The 20,905-nt window shown below is 65.8% G+C and carries 12 protein-coding genes and 2 tRNA genes; 6 read left to right on the forward strand and 8 right to left on the reverse strand.

Annotated features, from left to right (window positions below; all coding sequences use genetic code 11):
* Positions 1–142 precede the first annotated feature (142 nt).
* Positions 143–1,228, reverse strand: a complete 1,086-nt coding sequence (locus AC1AYP_RS05765; RefSeq protein ID WP_084686004.1) for a LacI family DNA-binding transcriptional regulator — start codon at positions 1,226–1,228, stop codon at positions 143–145.
* Between the two features lie 316 nt (positions 1,229–1,544).
* Here AC1AYP_RS05765 and AC1AYP_RS05770 point away from each other — a divergent pair, with 316 nt between their 5' ends.
* Positions 1,545–2,879 carry a hemolysin family protein gene (locus tag AC1AYP_RS05770; RefSeq protein WP_034525602.1) on the forward strand — a complete coding sequence of 445 codons (1,335 nt, stop codon included), beginning with the start codon at positions 1,545–1,547 and terminating at the stop codon, positions 2,877–2,879.
* A gap of 96 nt (positions 2,880–2,975) precedes the next feature.
* On the forward strand, positions 2,976–3,455 hold the full coding sequence (locus tag AC1AYP_RS05775; RefSeq protein WP_476502225.1) for a Dps family protein: 480 nt from the start codon (positions 2,976–2,978) through the stop codon (positions 3,453–3,455).
* Positions 3,456–3,633: 178 nt separating this feature from the next.
* Here the strand turns inward: AC1AYP_RS05775 and AC1AYP_RS05780 are convergent, their stop codons facing one another.
* Positions 3,634–5,286 carry a peptide ABC transporter substrate-binding protein gene (locus AC1AYP_RS05780; protein WP_476547099.1) on the reverse strand — a complete coding sequence of 551 codons (1,653 nt, stop codon included), beginning with the start codon at positions 5,284–5,286 and terminating at the stop codon, positions 3,634–3,636.
* A 162-nt stretch (positions 5,287–5,448) separates the two neighbouring features.
* The gene (locus AC1AYP_RS05785) at positions 5,449–6,264 is read right to left on the reverse strand and encodes a M48 family metallopeptidase (RefSeq protein ID WP_476547101.1); all 816 of its coding nucleotides are present in this window, start codon (positions 6,262–6,264) and stop codon (positions 5,449–5,451) included.
* 439 nt (positions 6,265–6,703) lie between these two features.
* Between AC1AYP_RS05785 and AC1AYP_RS05790 the strand changes: the two genes are divergently transcribed.
* Both AC1AYP_RS05790 and AC1AYP_RS05795 read left to right on the forward strand, forming a co-directional pair.
* Positions 6,704–6,777 (forward strand) — tRNA-Ile (locus AC1AYP_RS05790).
* An 80-nt stretch (positions 6,778–6,857) separates the two neighbouring features.
* Positions 6,858–6,933 (forward strand) — tRNA-Ala (locus AC1AYP_RS05795).
* A 541-nt stretch (positions 6,934–7,474) separates the two neighbouring features.
* Here AC1AYP_RS05795 and gnd read toward each other — a convergent pair.
* From gnd to AC1AYP_RS05810, 3 genes are all read right to left on the reverse strand, one after another.
* Positions 7,475–8,350 (reverse strand): phosphogluconate dehydrogenase (NAD(+)-dependent, decarboxylating), encoded by an 876-nt coding sequence (gene gnd / locus AC1AYP_RS05800; protein ID WP_101622138.1) that lies wholly within the window; start codon positions 8,348–8,350, stop codon positions 7,475–7,477.
* A gap of 151 nt (positions 8,351–8,501) precedes the next feature.
* On the reverse strand, positions 8,502–9,830 hold the full coding sequence (locus AC1AYP_RS05805) for a GntP family permease (protein WP_476547103.1): 1,329 nt from the start codon (positions 9,828–9,830) through the stop codon (positions 8,502–8,504).
* Between the two features lie 101 nt (positions 9,831–9,931).
* Positions 9,932–10,459 (reverse strand): gluconokinase, encoded by a 528-nt coding sequence (locus AC1AYP_RS05810; RefSeq protein ID WP_034525623.1) that lies wholly within the window; start codon positions 10,457–10,459, stop codon positions 9,932–9,934.
* 307 nt (positions 10,460–10,766) lie between these two features.
* On the opposite strand from AC1AYP_RS05810, the gene AC1AYP_RS05815 reads away from it, so the two are divergent.
* Positions 10,767–11,468 carry a FadR/GntR family transcriptional regulator gene (locus AC1AYP_RS05815; RefSeq protein WP_034525765.1) on the forward strand — a complete coding sequence of 234 codons (702 nt, stop codon included), beginning with the start codon at positions 10,767–10,769 and terminating at the stop codon, positions 11,466–11,468.
* 155 nt (positions 11,469–11,623) lie between these two features.
* Positions 11,624–12,970: an NADP-specific glutamate dehydrogenase gene (gdhA, locus tag AC1AYP_RS05820; RefSeq protein ID WP_034525626.1), complete on the forward strand. Its 1,347-nt coding sequence runs from the start codon at positions 11,624–11,626 to the stop codon at positions 12,968–12,970.
* Positions 12,971–13,378: 408 nt separating this feature from the next.
* Here the strand turns inward: gdhA and AC1AYP_RS05825 are convergent, their stop codons facing one another.
* Together AC1AYP_RS05825 and lacZ are read right to left on the reverse strand one after the other, a co-directional pair.
* Positions 13,379–17,053, reverse strand: a complete 3,675-nt coding sequence (locus AC1AYP_RS05825; RefSeq protein WP_476547105.1) for an FN3 associated domain-containing protein — start codon at positions 17,051–17,053, stop codon at positions 13,379–13,381.
* A 197-nt stretch (positions 17,054–17,250) separates the two neighbouring features.
* On the reverse strand, positions 17,251–20,517 hold the full coding sequence (lacZ, locus tag AC1AYP_RS05830; protein WP_476547106.1) for a beta-galactosidase, LacZ type: 3,267 nt from the start codon (positions 20,515–20,517) through the stop codon (positions 17,251–17,253).
* Positions 20,518–20,905 lie beyond the last annotated feature (388 nt).

Below are 20,905 nucleotides of genomic sequence, written 5' to 3' on the forward strand. Positions count from 1 at the left end.
CGTTTCGATTAGAGGGACGGATACCGGGCTCCTTTCATGTCCGATATCGTGGCGGCCGGCCCTGCGGCCGGGAGATCGCGGTGTTTATCGAATCGTTTCGATTACCGTGATGGCGAGAGTGCGGCATGTTCCTTCATCGGCATCACGCCACGCTTTCTACAAGGGAAGTCTTCGAATAGGGGGAGGGGACCGCAAGTCCCACGGAATCGGCCGGGCCCACCGTGAGGACCGAGCCATGCTCCTGGACCTGCGGGAGCACGAATTCGCTGGCATCGGCGATGTCGGCGCCGCCCTCGACCGCGGACACCAGCAGTCCGACGGCCTTGGAGCACAGCAGTCGCGGCATCAGGGGAATCTCGGTGACCGGACGGACCACCAGGTCGTTCTCGAAGAACGTGCCGACCGACAGCACGGAGATGTCGGAGGGGATATCCATGCCACGCTCGACCAGCTCCTGCATCACCATGTTGAGCACGGTGGCGCTGGCCTGGTTGACAATCGCGGTGGGACGGGGGTCCATGGCCATCAGATCGCGGACGAACGCGGCGGCGTCGAAACGGTCCGCCTCGTTCCTTCCGGACTCGACGACGCGCATGCCGAGCTCGGCGGCGCGGTCGAGCATGCGCTGGCGCAGCGTGACCACGTAACCGGAACGGCGGGCATAGTCGCGTTCGTTGTCGCGCAACAGCGCCACGGTACGGTGGCCGTGCTCATACAGGTAGTCCATCGCCAGTGCGGCCGCGGCGTCGAAATCGACGTCCACGCACGCGCAGTCGCCGCGATGCGTGGGATAGCCGATGGCGACGCACGGCTTGCCGTACGAATCCGCCTGCATGACGCGGTCGTCGTCCTCGACGATGTCGAGCAGGACCACGCCGTCGACCATGTTGCTGCGGGTCACGCGTTGGATGTCGTCCACCGCGTCCTCGCCCGTGAGCAACAGCACGTCGTAACCGGCGTTCTTTGCCTGCCATGCGGTGTGGAGGAAGTACGCGTTGTACTTGGCCTCGTTGATGTCGCCGCGAATCGGCTCGCTCACCGCCAGGATCTGGTTGCGGCGTCCGCGCATCTTCTGCGCAGACGCGTCCGGGGTGTACTTCAGCTCCCGGATCGCTTCCATCACCTTACTGGCGGTCTTCTCCGAAATCGCGCGCTTGCCCGACAGCACGTAGGACACGGTGCTGACCGAGACCCCGGCGGCACGAGCCACATCCTTGATTCCAGCCATCATCGCCTCCTTCCACGGTCGCGCAATCGCATTGACGGCACTGTCTTCGATGATATTCCTCATCGAACCCGCTCGCAGCCAGCCCCGCGGCCATGTCGCCATGTCCGGCGCGCCTTGCGCCGATCATGGTCGATTGCGGTCGCTCACGGATCCGTCTACGTCGCTCCGTTCCGACAATCACTGTCGAAACGTTTCGCAAATACTATACGTCGAATCGTTTCGACTTGTCAATCGCACGACACGCCGCAACGGGCGAGAGCACCCCGGCGAGGCCGCCCTTCCCGCTTTGGCGTGCCACTCCCTTAGAGTGGGTGGCATGTCACTTGGCCTGAACATCCTGCTGATTTTCGTGTTCCTGCTGCTCGGTTCGATCTTCTCCGGCACCGAGCTGGCGCTGGTGAGCCTGCGCGGCTCCCAGATCGACCAGATGGAGCAGGAGGACGCCCGCGGCGCCCGCGTGGCCAAGATCGCCCGCGACCCGAACACGTTCCTGTCCACCGTGCAGATCGGCGTGACCCTGTGCGGCTTCCTGTCCGCGTCGTTCGGCGAATCGTCGATCTCCCCGTACATCACGCCGGTCGTGGAGGGCTGGGGCGTGCCCGCGCACATCGCCGCGCCGCTGACCACGATCAGCCTCACGCTCATCATCTCCTACTGCTCGATTGTGATTTCGGAGATGGTGCCGAAGCGCATCGCCATGCAGCGCACGGAGGAGATCGCACGCGCCGTAGTGCCCGCGATCGACATCTTCGCGAAGGTGTGCAGCCCGATCATCTGGCTCATCGGCAAGAACACGAACGGTCTGGTGCGCCTGCTCGGCTTCGACCCGAACGAGACCGAATCCGAGGTGAGCGACGACGAGCTGCGCGTGCTCGTCAATTCGAACACGAACCTGAGCAAGGACGAACGCACGATCCTCGACGACGTGTTCGACGCGTCGGAGACGATCGTCGCCGAGGTGATGCGCCCGCGCGCCGACGTCGTGTTCATCGACGGCGCGATGCCGATCGGAGACGCCGCCGCGTATGTGCGTGAGATGCCGTATTCGCGATACCCGGTCACCGGCAAGGATTTCGACGACGTGCTCGGTTTCGTGCACGTGCGCGACCTGCTCGACGTGCGCGATCCGGAGGCGACGACCGTGGCCGACGTGACGCGCGAGGGCATCTCCCTGCCGGGCACGTCGAAGCTGCTGCCGAGCCTCGAACTGCTGCGCAAGCGCGGCATCCATCTGGCCGTCGTCATCGACGAGTACGGCGGCACGGACGGTATCGTCACGCTCGAGGACATGACCGAGGAGCTTGTCGGCGACATCCGCGACGAATACGATCTGCCCGACGAGCCGGGCGGCGCGCGACGCAACCGTCGCGACGCGTTCGTCAACGGCGTGGCGACGATCGAGGGCGGCATGACGCTCGAGGATTTCGAGGACCTGACCGGCATCGAACTGGAGGACGGCCCGTACGAGACGGTGGCCGGGTACTTCCTCGCGCACACCGGCAAGATGGGCGAGGTCGGCGACGTGCTGCACGCCGACGGCTACAACATGGTCGTCACCAAGATCGACGGCCGCCGCATCGACACGATCGAAGTGCGCAAGGCCGGCGCCCCGGACCACGCCGAGACGCCGGGGCCTGCGCAGCCGAAGTGAAGCCGTCCATCCGTTGACGGTAGACTTGGGGGACGGGTTCCTTACGGGAGATTCCCACAAGGAACGTCCCTCATCAGGAAAGGAAGGACACCCACCATGACACTCGCATTCATCGTCCCGGGTCTTGACGAAGCGACCTCGGAGAAGGCCATCGCCATTCTGCAGAACCGCCTCAGCCAGGAGCAGGAGGCGGCGCTCGTCCTCAAGCACGCGCATTGGAACGTGACCGGCCCGAACTTCATCGCCGTGCACGAGATGCTCGACCCGCAGGTCGAGGTCGTGCTCGCGCAGGCGGACGAGACCGCCGAGCGCATCGCCACGCTGGGCGGTACTCCGGACGGCCGCGCCGACGCGATCACGCGCAACCGCACGTGGAAGCCGTTCGACATCGAGGGCCGCGCCGGCACCGAGGAGTACCTCAAGGCGCTCATCGAGTACTACGACGCGTTCATCGCCGACGACCGCAAGGCCATCGCCGAACTGGACGAGCTCGACCTCGTGAGCTCCAACATCATCCAGGACCACGTGCAGGAGCTCGAGAAGTTCCAGTGGTTCATGCGCTCCCACCTCGCGTGAGACCGCACCACACGTAGCACCACGTAGCGCCACGTAAGACGCCGAGCGGCGGAACATACGGAGACTCATCCCCGTATGTTCCGCCGTTCATTCGTTCTGGGCACCTGTCCCCAGCGTCCCGCAGTCCGGAGCAATGGGCGAATTCCCGGACTACGGGACGCTTACATAGGAGCCCGACTTACTCCTTCACCAGATTCTGGTACTCGGGCAGGCCCATGTAGTTGAACTTCACGTTCTTGACGCCCTTGGACGCGCCCGCGGAGACGTTGCCATACCACAGCGGAATCACCGGCAGATCCTTGAGCAGCAGCTCCTCGGCCTGGTGGTAGTACTTGACCGAGCCGTCGAGCGTGGTCTGCTTCGCGGCCTCATCGATCAGCGAGTCGAACTCGGAGCTCTTGTAGTCGCCGTTGTTGAGCCCCTTGCCGTCGGCGGCAGAGGAATCATACGCCTGCACGAGGTAGCCCTCCGGATGCGGGTAGTCGGACTGGAGGCCCTGCGTGAACGCGGCGTCGATCGTGCGGTCGTGCACGGCACCGGAGAAGTCCTTCTGCGTGGGGAACGGGTACGACTTCGCGTCGATGCCGAGCGCGTTCTTGATCGAGTTGACGATCGCGTCCACCCACTGCTTCGAGCCGGAGTCGGACGCGTAGGCGAGGCGGAACGTGCCGTCCCACGGCGAGATCGCGTCGGCCTTCGCCCACAGCTCCTTCGCCTTCGCGGCGTCGTAGGAGAGCACGTCGGAGCCGGAAAGCGACTTCGAGTAGCCGGCGATCGAGGGCGCGGTGAAGTCGGTGGCGACGGTGGCGGTGCCGCGCAGGACCTTGTCGACGATGCGGTCGCGGTTCACCGCGTACGAGATCGCGGCGCGGCGCAGACGGCCCTCTTCGCCGGTGAAGTGCTTGAGGTTCGAGGGGATCGTGAACGCCTTGAATCCGGGGCCCGCCTTGCTGAACGACTGGATCGAATCCTCGTTCTTGTACGTGGCGAGCGCGCTGTTGGGGATCGAGTCGAGCACGTCGAGGTTGCCGGCGGTGAGGTCGGCGTACGCGGATTCGAGGTTCGTGTACAGCTTGTACGTGACGCCGCCGTTCTGCGCCTTGCGCGGGCCGGTGTACTTCGGGTTCGGCGTGAGCTTGATCTCGCTGTCGTGACGCCACGACGCGAACTGGTACGGGCCGTTGCCGACCGGCTTCTCGCCGAACGCCTTGATGTCCTTGTACGCGCTGGAGGGCAGCGGCAGGAACGCCACGTCGCCCACCTTGTAGTCGAACGACGAGTCAGGCGCGGCGAGCGTGACCTGCAGGGTACGGTCGTCGATCACCTTGAGGCCTTCGAGCTGCGCGTTCTTGTCGCCGTGCTCGTCCTGCAGCTTGTCGTAGCCCTTGATCGTCGCGAAGATCGCGGCGCCCATCTGGCCGTTGGCGGCGTTCGCGGCGAACGACCACGACTTCGCGTACGTCTCGGCGGTGATCTTCTCGCCGTCGGAGAATTCGAGGCCGTCGCGCAGCTTGATCGTGTACTGGGAGGCGTCGTCGTTCGGCGTGATCGACTCGGCATCCGCGTAGATCAGCTTGCCGGTGTCGCTGAACGTGACGAGGCCTTCGAACAGCTGCGTCACGACCTTCCAGCCGGCGAGGTCGTTCGTGTCGGACGGGATGAGCCCGCTCGCTGGTTCGACGTCGTTGACGACGACCACCTGCTTGCCGTCGGTCTGTTCGACGGTGTTCGCATCCGTGTCGCCCGTCGCGCCGCAGCCGGACAGCGCGAGCGCGAGTCCGAGCGTCGCGGCGAGCGCGGCGGTGATGCGTTTCGTGAGTCCTGTGCGCATGATGGTCCTCTTCCGTTGCTTCCGTTGGTTGCGATATCTCGTGGTCGTTCGTGATATCTCGAATCGACATGTGCGATGACATATCACCATACAATCGCCACGGACATTACGCTTTCGGAAGGGAAACACGCCAGCGTCGTCATCGACGTTGCCGATGACGGGCTACAGCACCGCGCGACGGTTGAGCTCGCGGCGCAACGCGCGCCATCCCGGCAGATACGCGTCCATGCGCGCGCGGAAGCGCGGCCCATGGCCATGCTCCCACAGGTGCGTCAGTTCGTGGACGAGCACGTATTCGAGGAATCGCGGCTCCATCAGCCCCAGCTGCAGATTGATGCGGATGCGGCCGGTCTTTGGCGTGCACGACCCCCATCGCGACGTCATCAGCCGCAGCGTGACGTGCGTGGGACGTTTGCCGACGATCGGTGCCCACTTGTCGAGCAGCGCCGGCAGCTGCGATTCGATCGCGGCCGCCGCCTCGCGACGACGTTCGTCCGTCCACTCGAACGCGGGTGCCACGGCGGGGGGATTCTGGGCGTTCGGAGCATACGGTCGGTCCGTGCCACCGACCACTCCATCGGCGTCGTCGAACAGCGGCTGCTGCGACGCGAACGACGCATCGTCGAGACCCTCCAACGGTACGTCGACGGCATCCGCCGCACCGCGGGCCGCCATCTCTTCGACCACGAGACGACGCGACTGGGCGATGCGCGCCTGCTGTTCGACGATCCAGTCGCGGCGCTCACGCACGAAATCGCGGATGCGGCGCTCAGCCATACGCATCGGCGCAGACACCTCGACCGCCCCGGTCGGTGGTTTCACGCGCAGATACAGGTTCCGGATGCGCTTGCGCGTCACCGCCACCTCGAGACCATCGACCTCGATGACACGGACGGAAGAAGCGGAACGCGGAACGGCAGCGCGCGGAACGGCGGAAGGACGCGGCGCAGCAGCGGAAGGACGACGGCGATACGGCATACCGCCATTGTCCCGCAAAGACGGACAAGGCCGCACAGCCCAACGGGCCGCCGGGAGCCTGTCCGCAATTGCGGACAGGCTCCCGGCATAGCCGGGTGGGGGAGAGCTAGCTGGGGAGGTGACGTCACGGCGGAACGTCACGTTCCGGTATCTCTCCCTCAGTCCGCCTGCGGCGGACAGCTCCCTCGCCAGAGGGGAGCCCAGCCCCTACTCCACCTCAAGTCGTGCCGCATTCCATCCTCGACAGTCACGGCTCGCTCCGGGGTCTGCCACGGAAAAACGTTGCAAACCCCGGAGTGAATCGTCGAAAGGGTGGAGCGAACCGCACGAACCGCAAACGGCGGAAACAAGCCGCGACACGCCGAAGAGCGGACGGTTTTGACACAACCAGAATCACATGTAATATATCTACTCGTTGCGCTGCTGAAGCGCGATGGACGGGCCCGTAGCTCAGGTGGTTAGAGCGCATCCCTGATAAGGATGAGGTCGGAGGTTCAAGTCCTCCCGGGCCCACAGGAAAAACCAGCGGCCATGTTTGAGCCGCTCTTTTTTTCTATCCGGACAAGTTCAGATTCGTTGTGCACGACCCATTCGGGGCATTGGCGCAGCTGGTAGCGCATCTGCTTTGCAAGCAGAGGGTCACCGGTTCGAACCCGGTATGCTCCACCATCGCAACGAACGGATTGCCGAACGAAAAACCCTTGGAATCAAATCGATTCCAAGGGTTTTTCGTTACTCGCGCATCCGCGCCCCTACTGATGCGCGACGGGCTATAGGCCAAATTACGTGTCTGGTGATTTAGTCGTTTGCGCCCCCTTCAGGGGGAGCTGGCGGCCGAAGGCCGACTGAGGGGGTAGCTGGTCGCGTATACCCGGCGCATACCCCCTCAGTCCGGCTGCGCCGGACAGCTCCCCCTAAAGGGGGCGCAAATCACCAGTCCGCTCCCACGCGGGGCGCAAACCACCGGTCCACACCCAGCGCGCGGCACGAGACAGGCGTGATCAGGCGCGGCGCTCGCGCCAGATCGTCAGACTGATGCCGGCGGCGGCGAGCAGGAGCATGGTACCGGTCAGACCGGTGACCATGCCGCCGGTGCGCTGAATGACATCCACCGTACACCGACGAAACGCCCGGAACAGCTCTCACCGGAAATGGGAAAACCGTCTCGGGCGTCTCGTGTTGGTTGAAGGAAAGGAGAGAGAACCGAACGTCAGGCCTTGGTGACGTGGCCGCCAAACTGGGCGCGCATCGTGGAGACGACGCGCAGCGTGTCGTCGCCGCCGCCGCGCGAGGTCTGGCGGGCGTACAGCGCGGCCGCGGTGGCCGGAGTGGGCACACCGAGTTCGAGCGCCGCCTCGATCATCCACTTGGCTTCGCCGGATTCGTTGGCGACCGGCGGCATGGATTCCAGCGTCGGGTCGGTCTTGAACGCGTTGGCGAGCAGGTCGAGCAGCCAGGACCCGACGACCGAGCCGTCCTTCCAGGAGGTCATCACGGCGGCCGGATCGGCGATGAGCTCGGAACGCACCATCGTGGCGAAGCCTTCGCCGAACGCCTGCATCATGCCGTATTCGACGCCGTTGTGCACCATCTTCGCGAAATGGCCGCCGCCGACCGGGCCGGCGAGCACAAGGCCGTACTCGCTGTCCGGCTTGAGGGTCTCGTAGATCGGGCGCATGAACTCGAAGTCTTCCTGGGAGCCGCCGACCATGAGCGCGTAGCCGCGGTCGATGCCCCACACGCCGCCGGAGACGCCGCAGTCCATGAACCGGATGCCGAGCTCCCCGAGCTGCTTGGCGTGACGGGCGTCGTCCACGTAGCGGGTGTTGCCGCCGTCGACGATCATGTCGCCGGCGTCGAGCAGCGAGGCGAGACGGTCGATGGTGTCGTCGGTGGGCTTGCCGGCGGGGACCATGACCCACACGACGCGCGGGGCGTCGAGCGCGGCGACGAGCGCTTCGAGCGAGTCGACGTCGCGGCCCGATTCGGGGGACATGTCGTAGCCGACGACCTGGTGGCCGCCTGCGGCGAGACGCTTGGCCATGTTGCCGCCCATGCGGCCGAGTCCGATCATTCCGATCTGCATTTCAGTGTCCTTTCACAGCGATGTGGGTGCGATGTGGGTGCGATGTGGATATTTGACGTTTCCAGGGGATTGGAGGCGATGCGAGGGTTCGACAGATTTCGAGAGATGGGCCGGCCCGAAGCGGTTTCCCCGGACGGACCGGCCCGGGACGTCATAGGACGAGGGAGAGGAGCATGACGCAGGCGAGGCCGACGACGGAGAGCACGGTCTCCATCAGGGACCAGGTCTTCAGCGTCTGCGAGACGGACATGCCGAAGTACTCCTTGACGAGCCAGAAGCCGGCGTCGTTAAGGTGGGAGAAGAACACGGAGCCGGCGCCGATGGCGAGCACGAGCAGCGCCAGGTGGGTCGGGCTCATGCCCTGCGCGAGCGGCACCATGATGCCGGAGGCGGTCACGGTCGCGACGGTCGCGGAACCGGTGGCGAGACGGATGAGCACGGCGACCAGCCAGCCTGCGATGAGCGGGTTCATCGCGGATTCGGTGATGCCGTTGGCGATCACGTCGCCGATGCCGGAGTCGACGAGGGTCTGCTTGAAACCGCCGCCGGCGGCCACGATGAACACGATGCCGGCCACGGAGGCGAAGGACTTGCCGACTTCGCCGTTGATGAACTCGCGGGTGCGGCCCTGCATGAAGCCGAGCAGGACCATCGCGACGACGGCGGTGATGAACAGGGCGGTGAGCGGGGTGCCGATGAAGACGAGCACGCGGCCCCAAAGGGTCTTGTTCTGGCCGGTCAGGTCGACGACGGAGGCGGCGAGCATGAGGATGACCGGCAGGATGATGACGGTCATCGCCTGGGCGAAGGAGGGGCGCTTGGACTCGTCCTTGACGGCTTCCTTCTCGGCCGCCTGCTCGGGCGCCTGGATCGGCACCCACTTGGCCATGATGCGGCCCATCAGCGGGCCGGAGATGATGACGGTCGGGATGGCGACGAGCAGGCCGAGGCCGAGGGTGACGCCGAGGTTCGCGTTGAGTGCGGAGATCGCGACCAGCGGGCCGGGGTGCGGCGGCACGAACGCGTGCAGCGTGGACAGGCCGGCGAGCGCGGGGATGCCGATGAGGATGACGGGCATCTTGGCGCGGCGTGCGGCGAACAGGACCACCGGGATGAGGATGACGACGCCGACCTCGAAGAACATCGGGATGCCGACGATGAATGCGATGAGCGCCATGGCCCACGGCAGCAGCTGCAGCGGCGTCTTCGCCATGATGGTGTCGACGATCACGTCGGCGCCGCCGGAGGCGAACAGCAGCGTGCCGATGATCGAGCCGAAGGCGATGAGCAGACCGACGTTGGAGACGGTCGAGCCGACGCCGGAGGTGAAGCTGTCCCATGATTCGTCGAACGGAACGCCGGCGCACACGGCCATGACGAACGAGCCGACCATGAGCGAGATGAACGGATGGACCTTGGCCACGGCGATGAGCAGCACGATGGCCGCGATGCCGACGATGGCCGCGATGATGAGATTCATTGGTGGTTCCTTACAGTCGTTGGAAGGATCTCTGTGTTCGGTCTCCCACTTGGGGGAGCTGGCAGCCTGAGGCTGGGAGAATAAGTGGGGGAGCGGCGGCCTCAGGCGGCGACCGGGACCTTGCTGTCCTGGTAGGCCTTGACGGCGGCGACGGCCTGCTCGACGACTTCGTCAATGGTGCCGTCGACGGGGACGACGACGCCGTTCTCATCCGGTCCGAGCGGCTGCAGGTCGGCGAACTGGCTGGCAAGCAGCGACGGCGGCATGAAGTGGTCCTTGCGGGCGGACAGACGGCTGTAGATCAGCTCCTCGGAGCCGGCGAGGTGCACGAAGAACACGTCGACATTCTCGCTGAGCAGGTCACGGTAGGCGCGCTTCAGGGCGGAGCTGGAGACGACGGTGTTCTGGTCGAGGGCCTCGCGGGCGACCATCCACGTGTTGATGACGCGCAGCCAGGGCCAGCGGTCCTCGTCGGTCAGCGGATGTCCGGCGCTCATCTTGTCGATGTTGGCCTGCGGATGGAAATCATCGCCTTCGGCCATGGTGTAGCCGAGCCGGTCGCGGATCGCCTCCGCCACAGTGGATTTGCCGCATCCGGCGACGCCCATCACGACGACATGAATGCTCATTTGCGAATCTCCTTCGGTTCCTTCACCGGACCGTTGCGGCCGGTGCTCAACTGCCTTGTTGATTTGTTGGTATGACTATATCCTGTTTTAATCATACTTGTCAAGTCAAAAGTACTACCTTTTTGGAAAAACTTGGATCATTCCCGAAATTGGTATGATGAAGGCGTCATATCACGCGAACAGGCAGCATCGAAAAACGCCATCATCACGGCATCAAGGAGACATCGTGAGCGACAGCACCCCGGTATCCGCCGCCGGTACCACCACGAGCAACGACCGCGGCACCACGGACGCCCCCGCACTCAACCTGACCTTGGGCACGCCGAGCGAACTGCTGCATCAGGCCATCACCGACGAACTCGCCGTCGACATCCTCGAAGGGCGCTGGAATCCCGGCGAACCGCTCACGCTGGAAGCCATCCAGGACCGTTTCTCCACGTCACGCACCGTCGCGCGCGAAGTCGCCAAATATCTGGAATCGATGAACGCCGTGACCGTGCGCCGCCGCGTCGGCCTCGTCCCGAGGCCGGTCGCGGAATGGGCGGCGCTCAACACGCAGGTCATCCGCTGGAAGCTCATGTCGACGCGGCGCAAGGAGCAGCTGCGCGCGCTCACCGAACTGCGCCTCGCCATCGAACCGGCGGCGGCGGCCGCAGCCGCACGCAACGCGGCGATGGAGGCGAAGGCGATGTTCCCCGTGATGGCGGGGGAACTGCGCAAACTCGGCGAGACGGGCGACCTCGCCGACTTCCACGACCTCGACGTGCGGTTCCACTCGGCACTGCTGCTCAACAGCGGCAACGAACTGTTCGCCGGCATGGCGGACATCATCGGCATCGTGCTCAAGGGCCGCGTCGAGCTGCACATGTACCCGCAACGGCCCGAACCGGCCGCGCTCGACGCGCATGACGCCGTCGCCGAGGCGGTGTGGCGCGGCGAGCCGGACCGTGCGCGCGAGGCGATGCACGCCATCGTCGACGAGGTCGCCGAGGCGCTCGACCTCACGTGAGCGGCGGATGGTCCGATGTCACGCGGCCGGGGGTATCGCGACGCCGCGATGTCCATCTGATGGCGAATCTCACCCTCACCTCTTGAGCGATTCCTCGTTGCGCGCCTACAATCGGAATCGTCTATTGATGGTCCAACCCAAAGGGGAGTTTCACTATGCTCACGAATGAGTACGTCAAGCGCGTCTACGCGCAGGTCGAGCAGCGCGACGGCGATCAGCCGGAGTTCCTGCAGGCCGTGCAGGAGGTCTTCGAAAGCCTGCAGCCGGTCGTCGAGAAGCATCCGGAATACGAGAAGGCGGGCGTGCTCGAGCGCATCGTCGAGCCGGAGCGCGTGGTCAAGTTCCGCGTCGCCTGGACCGACGACGAGGGCAAGGTGCAGGTCAACCGCGGCTACCGCGTGCAGTTCAACTCCGCGATCGGCCCGTACAAGGGCGGCCTGCGCTTCCACCCGACCGTGAACGAGGGCGTCATCAAGTTCCTCGGCTTCGAGCAGATCCTCAAGAACTCACTGACCACGCTGCCGATGGGCGGTGGCAAGGGCGGCTCCGACTTCGACCCGAAGGGCAAGTCCGACGCCGAGGTCATGCGCTTCTGCCAGGCGTTCATGACCGAACTGTGCCGCCACATCGGCCAGTTCACCGACGTGCCGGCCGGCGACATCAACGTGGGCGCGCGCGAGATCGGCTACCTGTTCGGCCAGTACAAGCGCATCCGCGACGAGTACTCCGGCGTGCTCACCGGCAAGGGCCTGGAGTTCGGCGGCTCGCTCGCCCGCACCGAGGCCACCGGCTACGGCGTGTGCTACTACACGGCCGAGGCGCTGCGCGTGCTCAAGGGCGATTCGTTCGCGGGCAAGACCGTCGTGATCTCCGGTTCCGGCAACGTCGCCATCTACGCGACCGAGAAGGCCGAGCAGCTGGGCGCGAAGGTCGTCACCGTGTCCGACTCCAACGGCTACGTCGTCGATCCGGACGGCATCAAGGTGGACGTCGTCAAGCAGATCAAGGAGGTCGAGCGCGGCCGCATCAAGGAGTACGCCGAGCGCGTGCCGGGCGCCGAATACCACGAGGGCTGCTCGGACGTGTGGACCGTGCCGTGCGACATCGCGCTGCCGTGCGCCACGCAGAACGAGATCGACGAGGCCTCGGCTGAGGCGCTCGTCGCCGGCGGCTGCAAGGTCGTGTGCGAGGGCGCGAACATGCCGTCCACGCCGGAGGCCATCGCCGTGTACCAGAAGAACGGCCTGCTGTACGGCCCCGCCAAGGCCGCGAACGCGGGCGGTGTGGCCGTCTCCGGCCTGGAGATGAGCCAGAACAGCTACCGCCTGAACTGGACGTTCGACGAGGTGGACGCGAAGCTCAAGTCCATCATGGAATCGATCGTCGCCGAGTCGCTGAAGGCCGCCAAGGAGTACGGCCACGAGGGCGATCTGATGCTCGGCGCCAACGCCGCCGGCTTCGTCAAGGTCGCCAACGCCATGGTCGCCCAGGGCGTGCTGTGACGGCCTGAACGCCCACAGCCCAGCCCATTGGCTCCCTCTGACGAGGGGGCTGTCAGCCATAGGCTGACTGGGGGAGAGAAGAGGAGCGGCCGCAGGCCGCGGGAACATCGTATCGGCCATAGGCCGGTCCCGTTTCCTGCGGCCTGCGGCCGCTGTCTCTCCCCCACCCGGCTTCGCCGGGAGCCCCCTCGTCAGAGGGGGCCAAGACGGAGACTTCTCGGCTCTGCCTACGGTTCGCTCCGTCAATAGCGCGGAACGGCCCATGACTTTATCGGCGAGAACCCCTTGCTCCCCCTTTCAGGGGGAGCTGTCGGCCGAAGGCCGGCTGAGGGGGTCAAGCCCAAGACCGTCGGAATCCGACCAGGCACGACGCCGTCGGTCCTGGATACGCCGCAATCGTTCGCGTCGTCAGTCGCGACGACGTGCGCGGCGCAAGACGGTCAACGCGGCGGCGGCACCGAGCAGGGCGACGGAGCCCAGCAACGCGGCGACCACCGGGGCACCGGTCCGCGACAGACCGGACGACTGCGCGCTGGCGGAACCGGACGCACCCGAACCGGCTGCCTGCGTACCCGAACCGGACGCGCCGTCACCGCTCCCGGTTCCCGGCTGGCTACCGGTTCCATCGCCGGAACCCGGCTTATCGCCCGAACCATCCCCGCTCCCCGGCTTGTCGCCGGAATCCTTGACCAGCGCGGCCCGTGCCTCGGTCAGCGCCGCGAGCGCGTCGTCGGCGTCCTGCTGGGAGGCTTCGGCGTCACCGGCCACGCCGGTCGCCTTCTCCAACGCCTCGGCAAGCGCGGCCCAGCTCGTCTTCGTGTAGTCGGATTCGACCAGCGTACCAGCCTTGATTTCGCCGTTGATCTCGTCGATTTTCGCCCGCAGCGCCGTGACGTCGGCGGCGACGCGCAACGCGCCGGCGGCGGTGTCCAACGCGTCCGTGGCGGACCGGATATCGGCGGCGGAGGCATCGGACTTGGCGGCGACCTCGCGAGCGGCCTTCAGAGCGGACTCGAACGCGGCCCACGTGCCGGCCGTGTACTGGCCTTGGACCGTGTTCTTGTAGTGGTCGATGGCGGCGCGCAGCTCGGCGCGGGGCGCCTGCTCCTGCGTGGATTCGAGGCCTGCGACCGCCAGCCAGGAGACCATGGCCGCATCGCCATCGCCGCCGTAGGAGGCGGTGAGCGTCACGGTGCCGTCGCCGACGGCGTAGGCGTCGCTCGTGTAGGCGAGCTTGGTGTCGTAGCCCTTGCCCACGTGCAGCGCGTCGCCGCCGTTGAGCGCCACGGTCGTGTTCTTGCCGTCCGCGGCGGTGTAGTTCAGTGTGAGCTTCATCGAGCGTGGACCGGTCCACAGCTCCTTGAATCCGACGGAGAACCGGTAGGTGCCGGCCTTGACGGGCAGCGTGTAGACGATGTCCTTCTTGGAGCCGCCCTTCTCGCCGCCGAGCACGGTGTTGTACTTGTCGGTCTCGGAGCCGACGGAGTAGACGGACACGTCGCCGATGTTGGCGCCCCACGAACCTTCACCGGAACCGGCTGCATACTGCCGGTCCGCGGCGTCGTTGCGCAGCGTGGGCACGGACCCCTTCACCGCGTCGTAGGCGGCGGAATCCTTGCCTGCCATGCCGGAGTCGATGTAGTAGACCAGATCGTCCGGTACGACCTCGAGGTGGTAGGTCACGGTACCGTCGTAGCCGTCCACCGTACCCTGCACGTCGAGGGAGTCGAACGCCTTGGGGGCGTTCGCCGTATCCTCCGCGCCCGGAATCTTCCAGTCGACCGCCGCGTTGACCGTCCTGCCGCCCACGGATTCGAACGCAAGGGTCTTCGGCAACGCCGAGGCCATGTCCGTTCCGGCGACCATCGCGCCGGATAGGTCGGTGGAGAGGAGCGTCTTCGGATCGTCGGTGCTGTGAATCGTGTACGTACGCGTGATGACGCCGCTGGCCGCCTTGCCGGGCGCGACGGCAATCGCCTTCAGCGTGTACTTGCCCTTGGCGAGCGCGATGGGACCGGTGTACTTGGTGCCGGTCTTCTCGGTGGGTTCACTGCCGTCCAGCGTGTAGTAGATGGTGCTGCCCTCCGCGGCCGCGAGGGTCACGTCCTGCGTGGTGTAGACGCCGGAGGCGAGTGACGCTTCAGGCAGTGCGGTGATGGCTTTGCCGAGGCGGTTGGCGTACACCTGCACTTCGATGAGCCCGTTCTCCCAGTTGGCGGTCGAGTTGCCGTTGTGGTCGTTGACGACGCTGGTCACTTCGATCTGTACGTACCGGTACCTGCCGCTCACCTTGTCGCTGGTGAAGGCGACCTGGGTGTTGGCGGTGTTGTCGAACAGCGTGGTCCAGTTCGCGTCGTCGGCGTCCGCCTTGGAGGCGATGGGATCGTTGCTGCCTTTGAGGATGTAGCCATAGCGCGATTCCGATCCGTTGGCGGTGGCGAACGTGGTGTCGATGCGGGAGAGGTCCCTGACCTCGCCGAGGTCGACGGTCCATGTGTACGGGACTTTGTCCTGCGCGTAGAATTCGACGCCCTTGTCCCAGAAGCCGGTCATCTCGTACTTGCCGTCATTGGCCTTGCCTGCGGCGGCGGCTTCGGCGGTGGATGCGCCGGCCTGGGGCACGCCGGCGTCGGCGTACACGGGCCGGTTCTGGGAGACGAGGTCGATGTTCGGCAGTTCGATGCTGCCGGTGGTCTTGTCCAATCGCCAGCCGGGCGCGTACTGCATCGACAGCGCGCCGTCCTTGGACAGGCTCAGCGGCAGCCAGATGTAGGTGGAAGATCCGAGCTTCTTGGAATTCCAGCGGTCACCCAGGTAGATGTAGCTGGTCTTGCCGTTCTCGGTGACGGCCATGATGCTGGTGGGCTGGCTGTAGAAGGTGGAGCTGTTGCCGATGAGGTGCTGTTCGCTCCACGCGTTCGGATCGGTGATGTCGGTGCTCGTGTAGTAGCGGGCCTGGTTGGGGTACCAGCCGGACTGGGTGGAGATAATGAGGTAGTAGGTGCCGTTGATGTTGGTGATGGCGGGCGCTTCGAGCCGCGCACCTTGGAACATGCGGTAGCTCATCGTCTCCTTGGTGTCGGTCGCGTCGGTGAACGCCACGTCGGTGAGGTCGTCGGAGAGCTGATGGATGCGCATGCTCATGTGATCCTCGGCATCGATGAGGTACGCCTTCTTGCCATCCTGGAAGAGGGTCATGTCGCGGGAGCCGTAACCGTATTTGCCGACGCCGTACATCGGCGATTCGACGGCGTTGCCGTCGGCGTCGTAGTCGAGGGAGAAGCCGTCGTCGGTGATGGCGTGCGCCTTGAGCTGGTCCCAGACCTGGTCGACGGTCTTGCCGGGGTTCGCTTCCCTGACGGCCACGTAGTCGGCGTCGCTGATCTGGATGGTGCCGGCGGAGCCGGAGACGGAACGCCAGTTGCGGTACTTGGCCGCGGTGCCGGCGCCCGGGCGCCAGTGGCCCTGGAACGTGTACGGGCCTTCGACCTTGTCGGCCGTGGCGACGGCGATCTGGCTGGAGGCGTATCCGGTGGCGTCCTCCCAATGGCCGTACAGCACATACTTGCCGGCCGCGTTTTTCAGCAGCTTGGGGCGTTCGAGCTTGATGTCGGTCAGGCCGCCGGACGCCGCCTTGGTGGTGGCGCTGTGCTCGGTCAGGATCGAACCGACCTTGGTCCAGTTGAGCAGATCGGTGGATTCGTAGAGGCTGACGGCGAGGAAGTTGGCGGAATTGTGCGATTTGTCTTCGCCGACCCAATAGTATTTGCCGCCGTCCTGCAGGAATCCGCCGCCGTGCGCCTGGATGGGGTTGCCGTCGGTGTCATACCAGGTCTCGCCGACCGGGACGCCGTCGTATGTGGTGGTTTTCGCGGACTTCGCGGACTTCGCAGTGGCGGCGGTCGCGGTCGCGGCGGTCGCGGCGATGCCGTCCGCGGTGGTGTTCTGCGCCGCCAGTGAAACGGGCGCGCCGGCGGCGGCCATCGAGACCGCGGCCACGAGCGCGACGCAGGAAGTCGTCACCTTGTGCAGCAGTCGTTTCGCGGTGCGCAAGCCCTCTTCGGTGATGGCTTTGCGATTCATATGAGCTCCTTCGCTGTCATCGTCCAACCATCAATGGTAACGCAACCATTGAGGCCCGCCCATGCTAACACCGCCAGCCGACGGCCCGGCGGAACATGGCAAACCATGGCAAAACGACAGCAACAAAGATATGAGGCCGGCCACAGGCCGTCCGCAATTATGGCCCCCTCTGACGAGGGGGCCAAGGTGAGACTTGCCTACAGCAGCTGCAGCGTCACGTCGAGCTTGAGCGGGCGGTCCGACGGAATCTGGAACTCGGGATGGACCGGGGCTCCCCAGGTATCGTCGCCGCCGACGCCCATCTGGGCGGCGAGCAGACGCAGGTACGTGTTGCGGACCGGCGGCAGCTCGTCGGGGTGCATGGCCTCCTCGAGCATCAGCGAGCTGTACGGCAGCAGGCTCACCGCGAACGGCGAGGCCTCGCCTGCCGAAACGCGCATGCCGTGCCCGTACTCGTCGGTGATCTCCGCCCAGCGCACCTGCTCGTGATTGCCGGTCTCCTGCGGCACGAGGTAGGGCGCGAAGTCCTCCTCGGCCGTGCGCGAGTACACGCCGAGCTTCGCGCCGTGCAGACGGTCGGCGTACGTCTCCTCGGGTCCGAGCCCGTAGAACCTCAGCCGGTCGTACTGCGCGGGCAGCTTCCATTCGAGTCCGAACGCGGGCAGCGTCGCCGCGCCGGCCTCGCCCGGGTATTCGACCGTCAGATGCACGCGCAGATGGCCGTCCACGTCGTAGCGCACGACGACCGGCGTGTGCGCGGCGTCGGCGAGTTCGTAGTCGTAGCGTGCGGTCAGGCCGTGACCGTCGGCCGTCGGTTCCACCGACGTGCCGGTCACGCGCGCGTACCGGCCGGCCGCGAACCACTGTGCGCGGTCGAGTCCGGAACCGTTGCCGCGATCGTTGTCGACGAGCGCGCGGAACGTCGTCAATGCGGGACGGCGGATGACCATCTCGCGTCCGTCGCGACGGAACGACACGATGCCGCCCTGCGTCTTCGACAGGATAATCTCGTCGCGATCGTCGTGGATGCCGGCGTTGAAGCCGTCGGCGGCGACGGTCGCGCGCGTCGCGGCGCCGCGGCCGCGGCCGCAGCCGCACGCGTCGCCGGAACCCGCGCCGTCCACGGACACGACGGCCGTGTGCTGCCCGAACGTGAGCTCGTAGCCGGCCGGCGCCCAGTCGGTGGGCGCGGCGAGCCGCTGGTCGACCTCATACGTGACCTCGTAGCGTCCGCCGGCCGCGCAACCGCAACCGCAACCGCAATCACCAGCACCAGCCCCGGCACCGGCCACGTCCACCAGATCGGTGATCGCCGGGAACCCGACCGCCTCGCGGCGCGTCTCGCCGGCCGGCACGTCGAAGCGGTAGTCGGCGTGCCAGCGTTCGACGCCGTCGATGAGCACGCGCGCGGTGAACACATAACCGGCGGTGGACACGAACAGGTTGTCGTTCGTGACCGTCACGCCGTGCGCGTCCGGCACGAGCCTGACGTTCGCGTAGCACTGCTTGACTTCGGCGGCCTTGGGGGAGGGGGTGCGGTCGGCGAACACGATGCCGTCGCCGCTGAACTCGTAGTCGTTCGGACGATCGTCGAAGTCGCCGCCGTAGGCGAGGTGCTCGGTGCCATCGGGGAGCCTCTGGACGAGCGCCTGGTCGACGAAGTCCCAGATGAATCCGCCCTGATACTTCGGGTGCTTCTCGAGCGCCGTGTACAGGTGCAGGCCGCCGGTGGAGTTGCCCATCGAATGCGAGTATTCGCAGGAGATGTACGGCTTGGCGTCGTCTCCGAGGTATAGTTCCTCGATCTCGGCGGGCTTCGCGTACATGCGGCTCATCACGTCGGAGACGTCGTTGTATTCCTGCTGCCAGAACACGCCCTCGTAGTGGACCGGGCGATGCGGGTCGTTCGCATGCACGAAGTCGTACATGGAACGGAACACGTCGCCGCCGAACGACTCGTTGCCGAGCGACCAGATGACGACGCTCGGATGGTTGTAGTCGCGGCGCATCATGCTGCGCGTGCGGTCCACGCAGGCCTCGCGCCATTCGTCGCGGCTCGCGGGCACGGCGAGTTCGGGCGTGAGCACGTCGCCGGGGGAGGTCCAGCTGCCGTGCGTCTCGAGGTTCGTCTCGTCGATCACGTAGATGCCGTATTCGTCGCACAGTTCGTACCAGCGGCTCTCGTTCGGGTAGTGCGAGGTGCGCACGGCGTTGATGTTGTGGCGCTTGAAGAAGCGGATGTCGGCGATCATGTCCGATTCGGGCACGGTGCGGCCGGTGCGTGCGTCGAATTCGTGACGGTTGACGCCCTTGAACACGATGCGCTTGCCGTTGAGCTTCATCAGTCCGTCCTCGATGGCGAAGCGGCGGAATCCGATGCGCTGCGGCACGGCCTCGACGAGCGTGCCGTCCGCGCCGGCGACGACGAGTTCCAGCGTGTAGAGGGCTGGATCCTCGGCGCTCCACGGGTTCACCTGGCCGACGTTCGCGTGCCACGTGACCGTGCCCTGCGCGACGGCGGGGGCGGTCACGTCGACGGGGGTTGTCACGTCGGCGACGGTCTTCGTCTCGCCCCACACGACGACGCCGTCCGCGTCGCGCAGCGCGAGATCGACGGTCGCGCCGGCGAGGTCAGCGTCGCAGCCGGCGAGCGTCGCGACGACGTCGAGCACGCCCTCGCCGGTCGAGGCGTCATAGTCGGCGTCGACCTTAAGGTCGGCGACATGGACGCGCGGATGCACGGCGAGTTCGACACTGCGGAAGATGCCGTGCAGACGCCAGAAGTCCTGATCCTCCAGCCAGCTCGCGGATGTGAACTCGAAGCAGGCGACGGCGAGCGTGTTCGCGCCTTCGCGGATGATTCCGGTGACGTCGAACTCGCTCGGGGTGAAGGAGTCCTCGGCGTAGCCGACGAACGTGCCGTTGAGCCACACGGCGATCGCGGTGGCGGCGCCGTGGAAGGTGAGGGTGACGGTGCGTCCGTCGCGGATCGCGGCGGCGGTCTTCAGAGCGGGGGCGAACACGCGGCGGTACAGGGCGACGTGGTTGTGTTCGGGGATGCCGGGCGCGACCGGGGCCTCATGGCCGGACCACGGGTACTGCTGGTTCACGTACTGGTGCTTGAGGAATCCCTTGACTTCGAGCGCGGAGGGCACGTCGATGGGGGAGAATGCGGAGTCGTCGTAGGCGGGCTGGGCGAAGGCGGCTTCGGCGAGCGTGCTCTTGCCGTAGCCGGCGAGGTCCACGAGTTCGACCTTCCACGTGCCGTCGAGGCTCTGCCTGAGGTCGGACGCCTCGCCCGCGGCTGGGACGTGGTCGTAGGCGCGGTGGCTGGAGTGGGCGGCGAGACGGTTGACGGCGAACGTGCGCGGGTCGGTGAGCCATGCCGGATCGAAGCGGTCGGCGGCGACCGGTTGCGCGGATGATTGCCCGCCTGTCCATCCGGCTGTGGTGAGACTGGTCATAATCATTGCCTTTCTGCTGGTCCCGATGGTGCGCCGATGCTTGATTGTTGTGCACCACGACTTCGTGATTTCCCACCGGGATAAATCGTTTACTAAATTTACCGTCGCCAATACGATAACGCAACCACGACACGCGCCCACTCCGACGGCAGGGCATTTCAATCACCGCACTACCACCAACGCAACATCACACACGACACCGCACACGACACCACACACCGCACCACCAACACCAACCTCCGGCAGCACGCCAACACACTCGCGACACGCCTTACCGACAGCCGTTTTTATAACGATATTTAGTTATGATTTTACTTATTCCAAGTAATGCGATACACTCAATCGCATCTGTCCGGACAACAACGTCCGGGCGGCTTCACCGTCGAAA

The sequence above is a fragment of the Bifidobacterium sp. LH_424 genome (assembly GCF_056356895.1).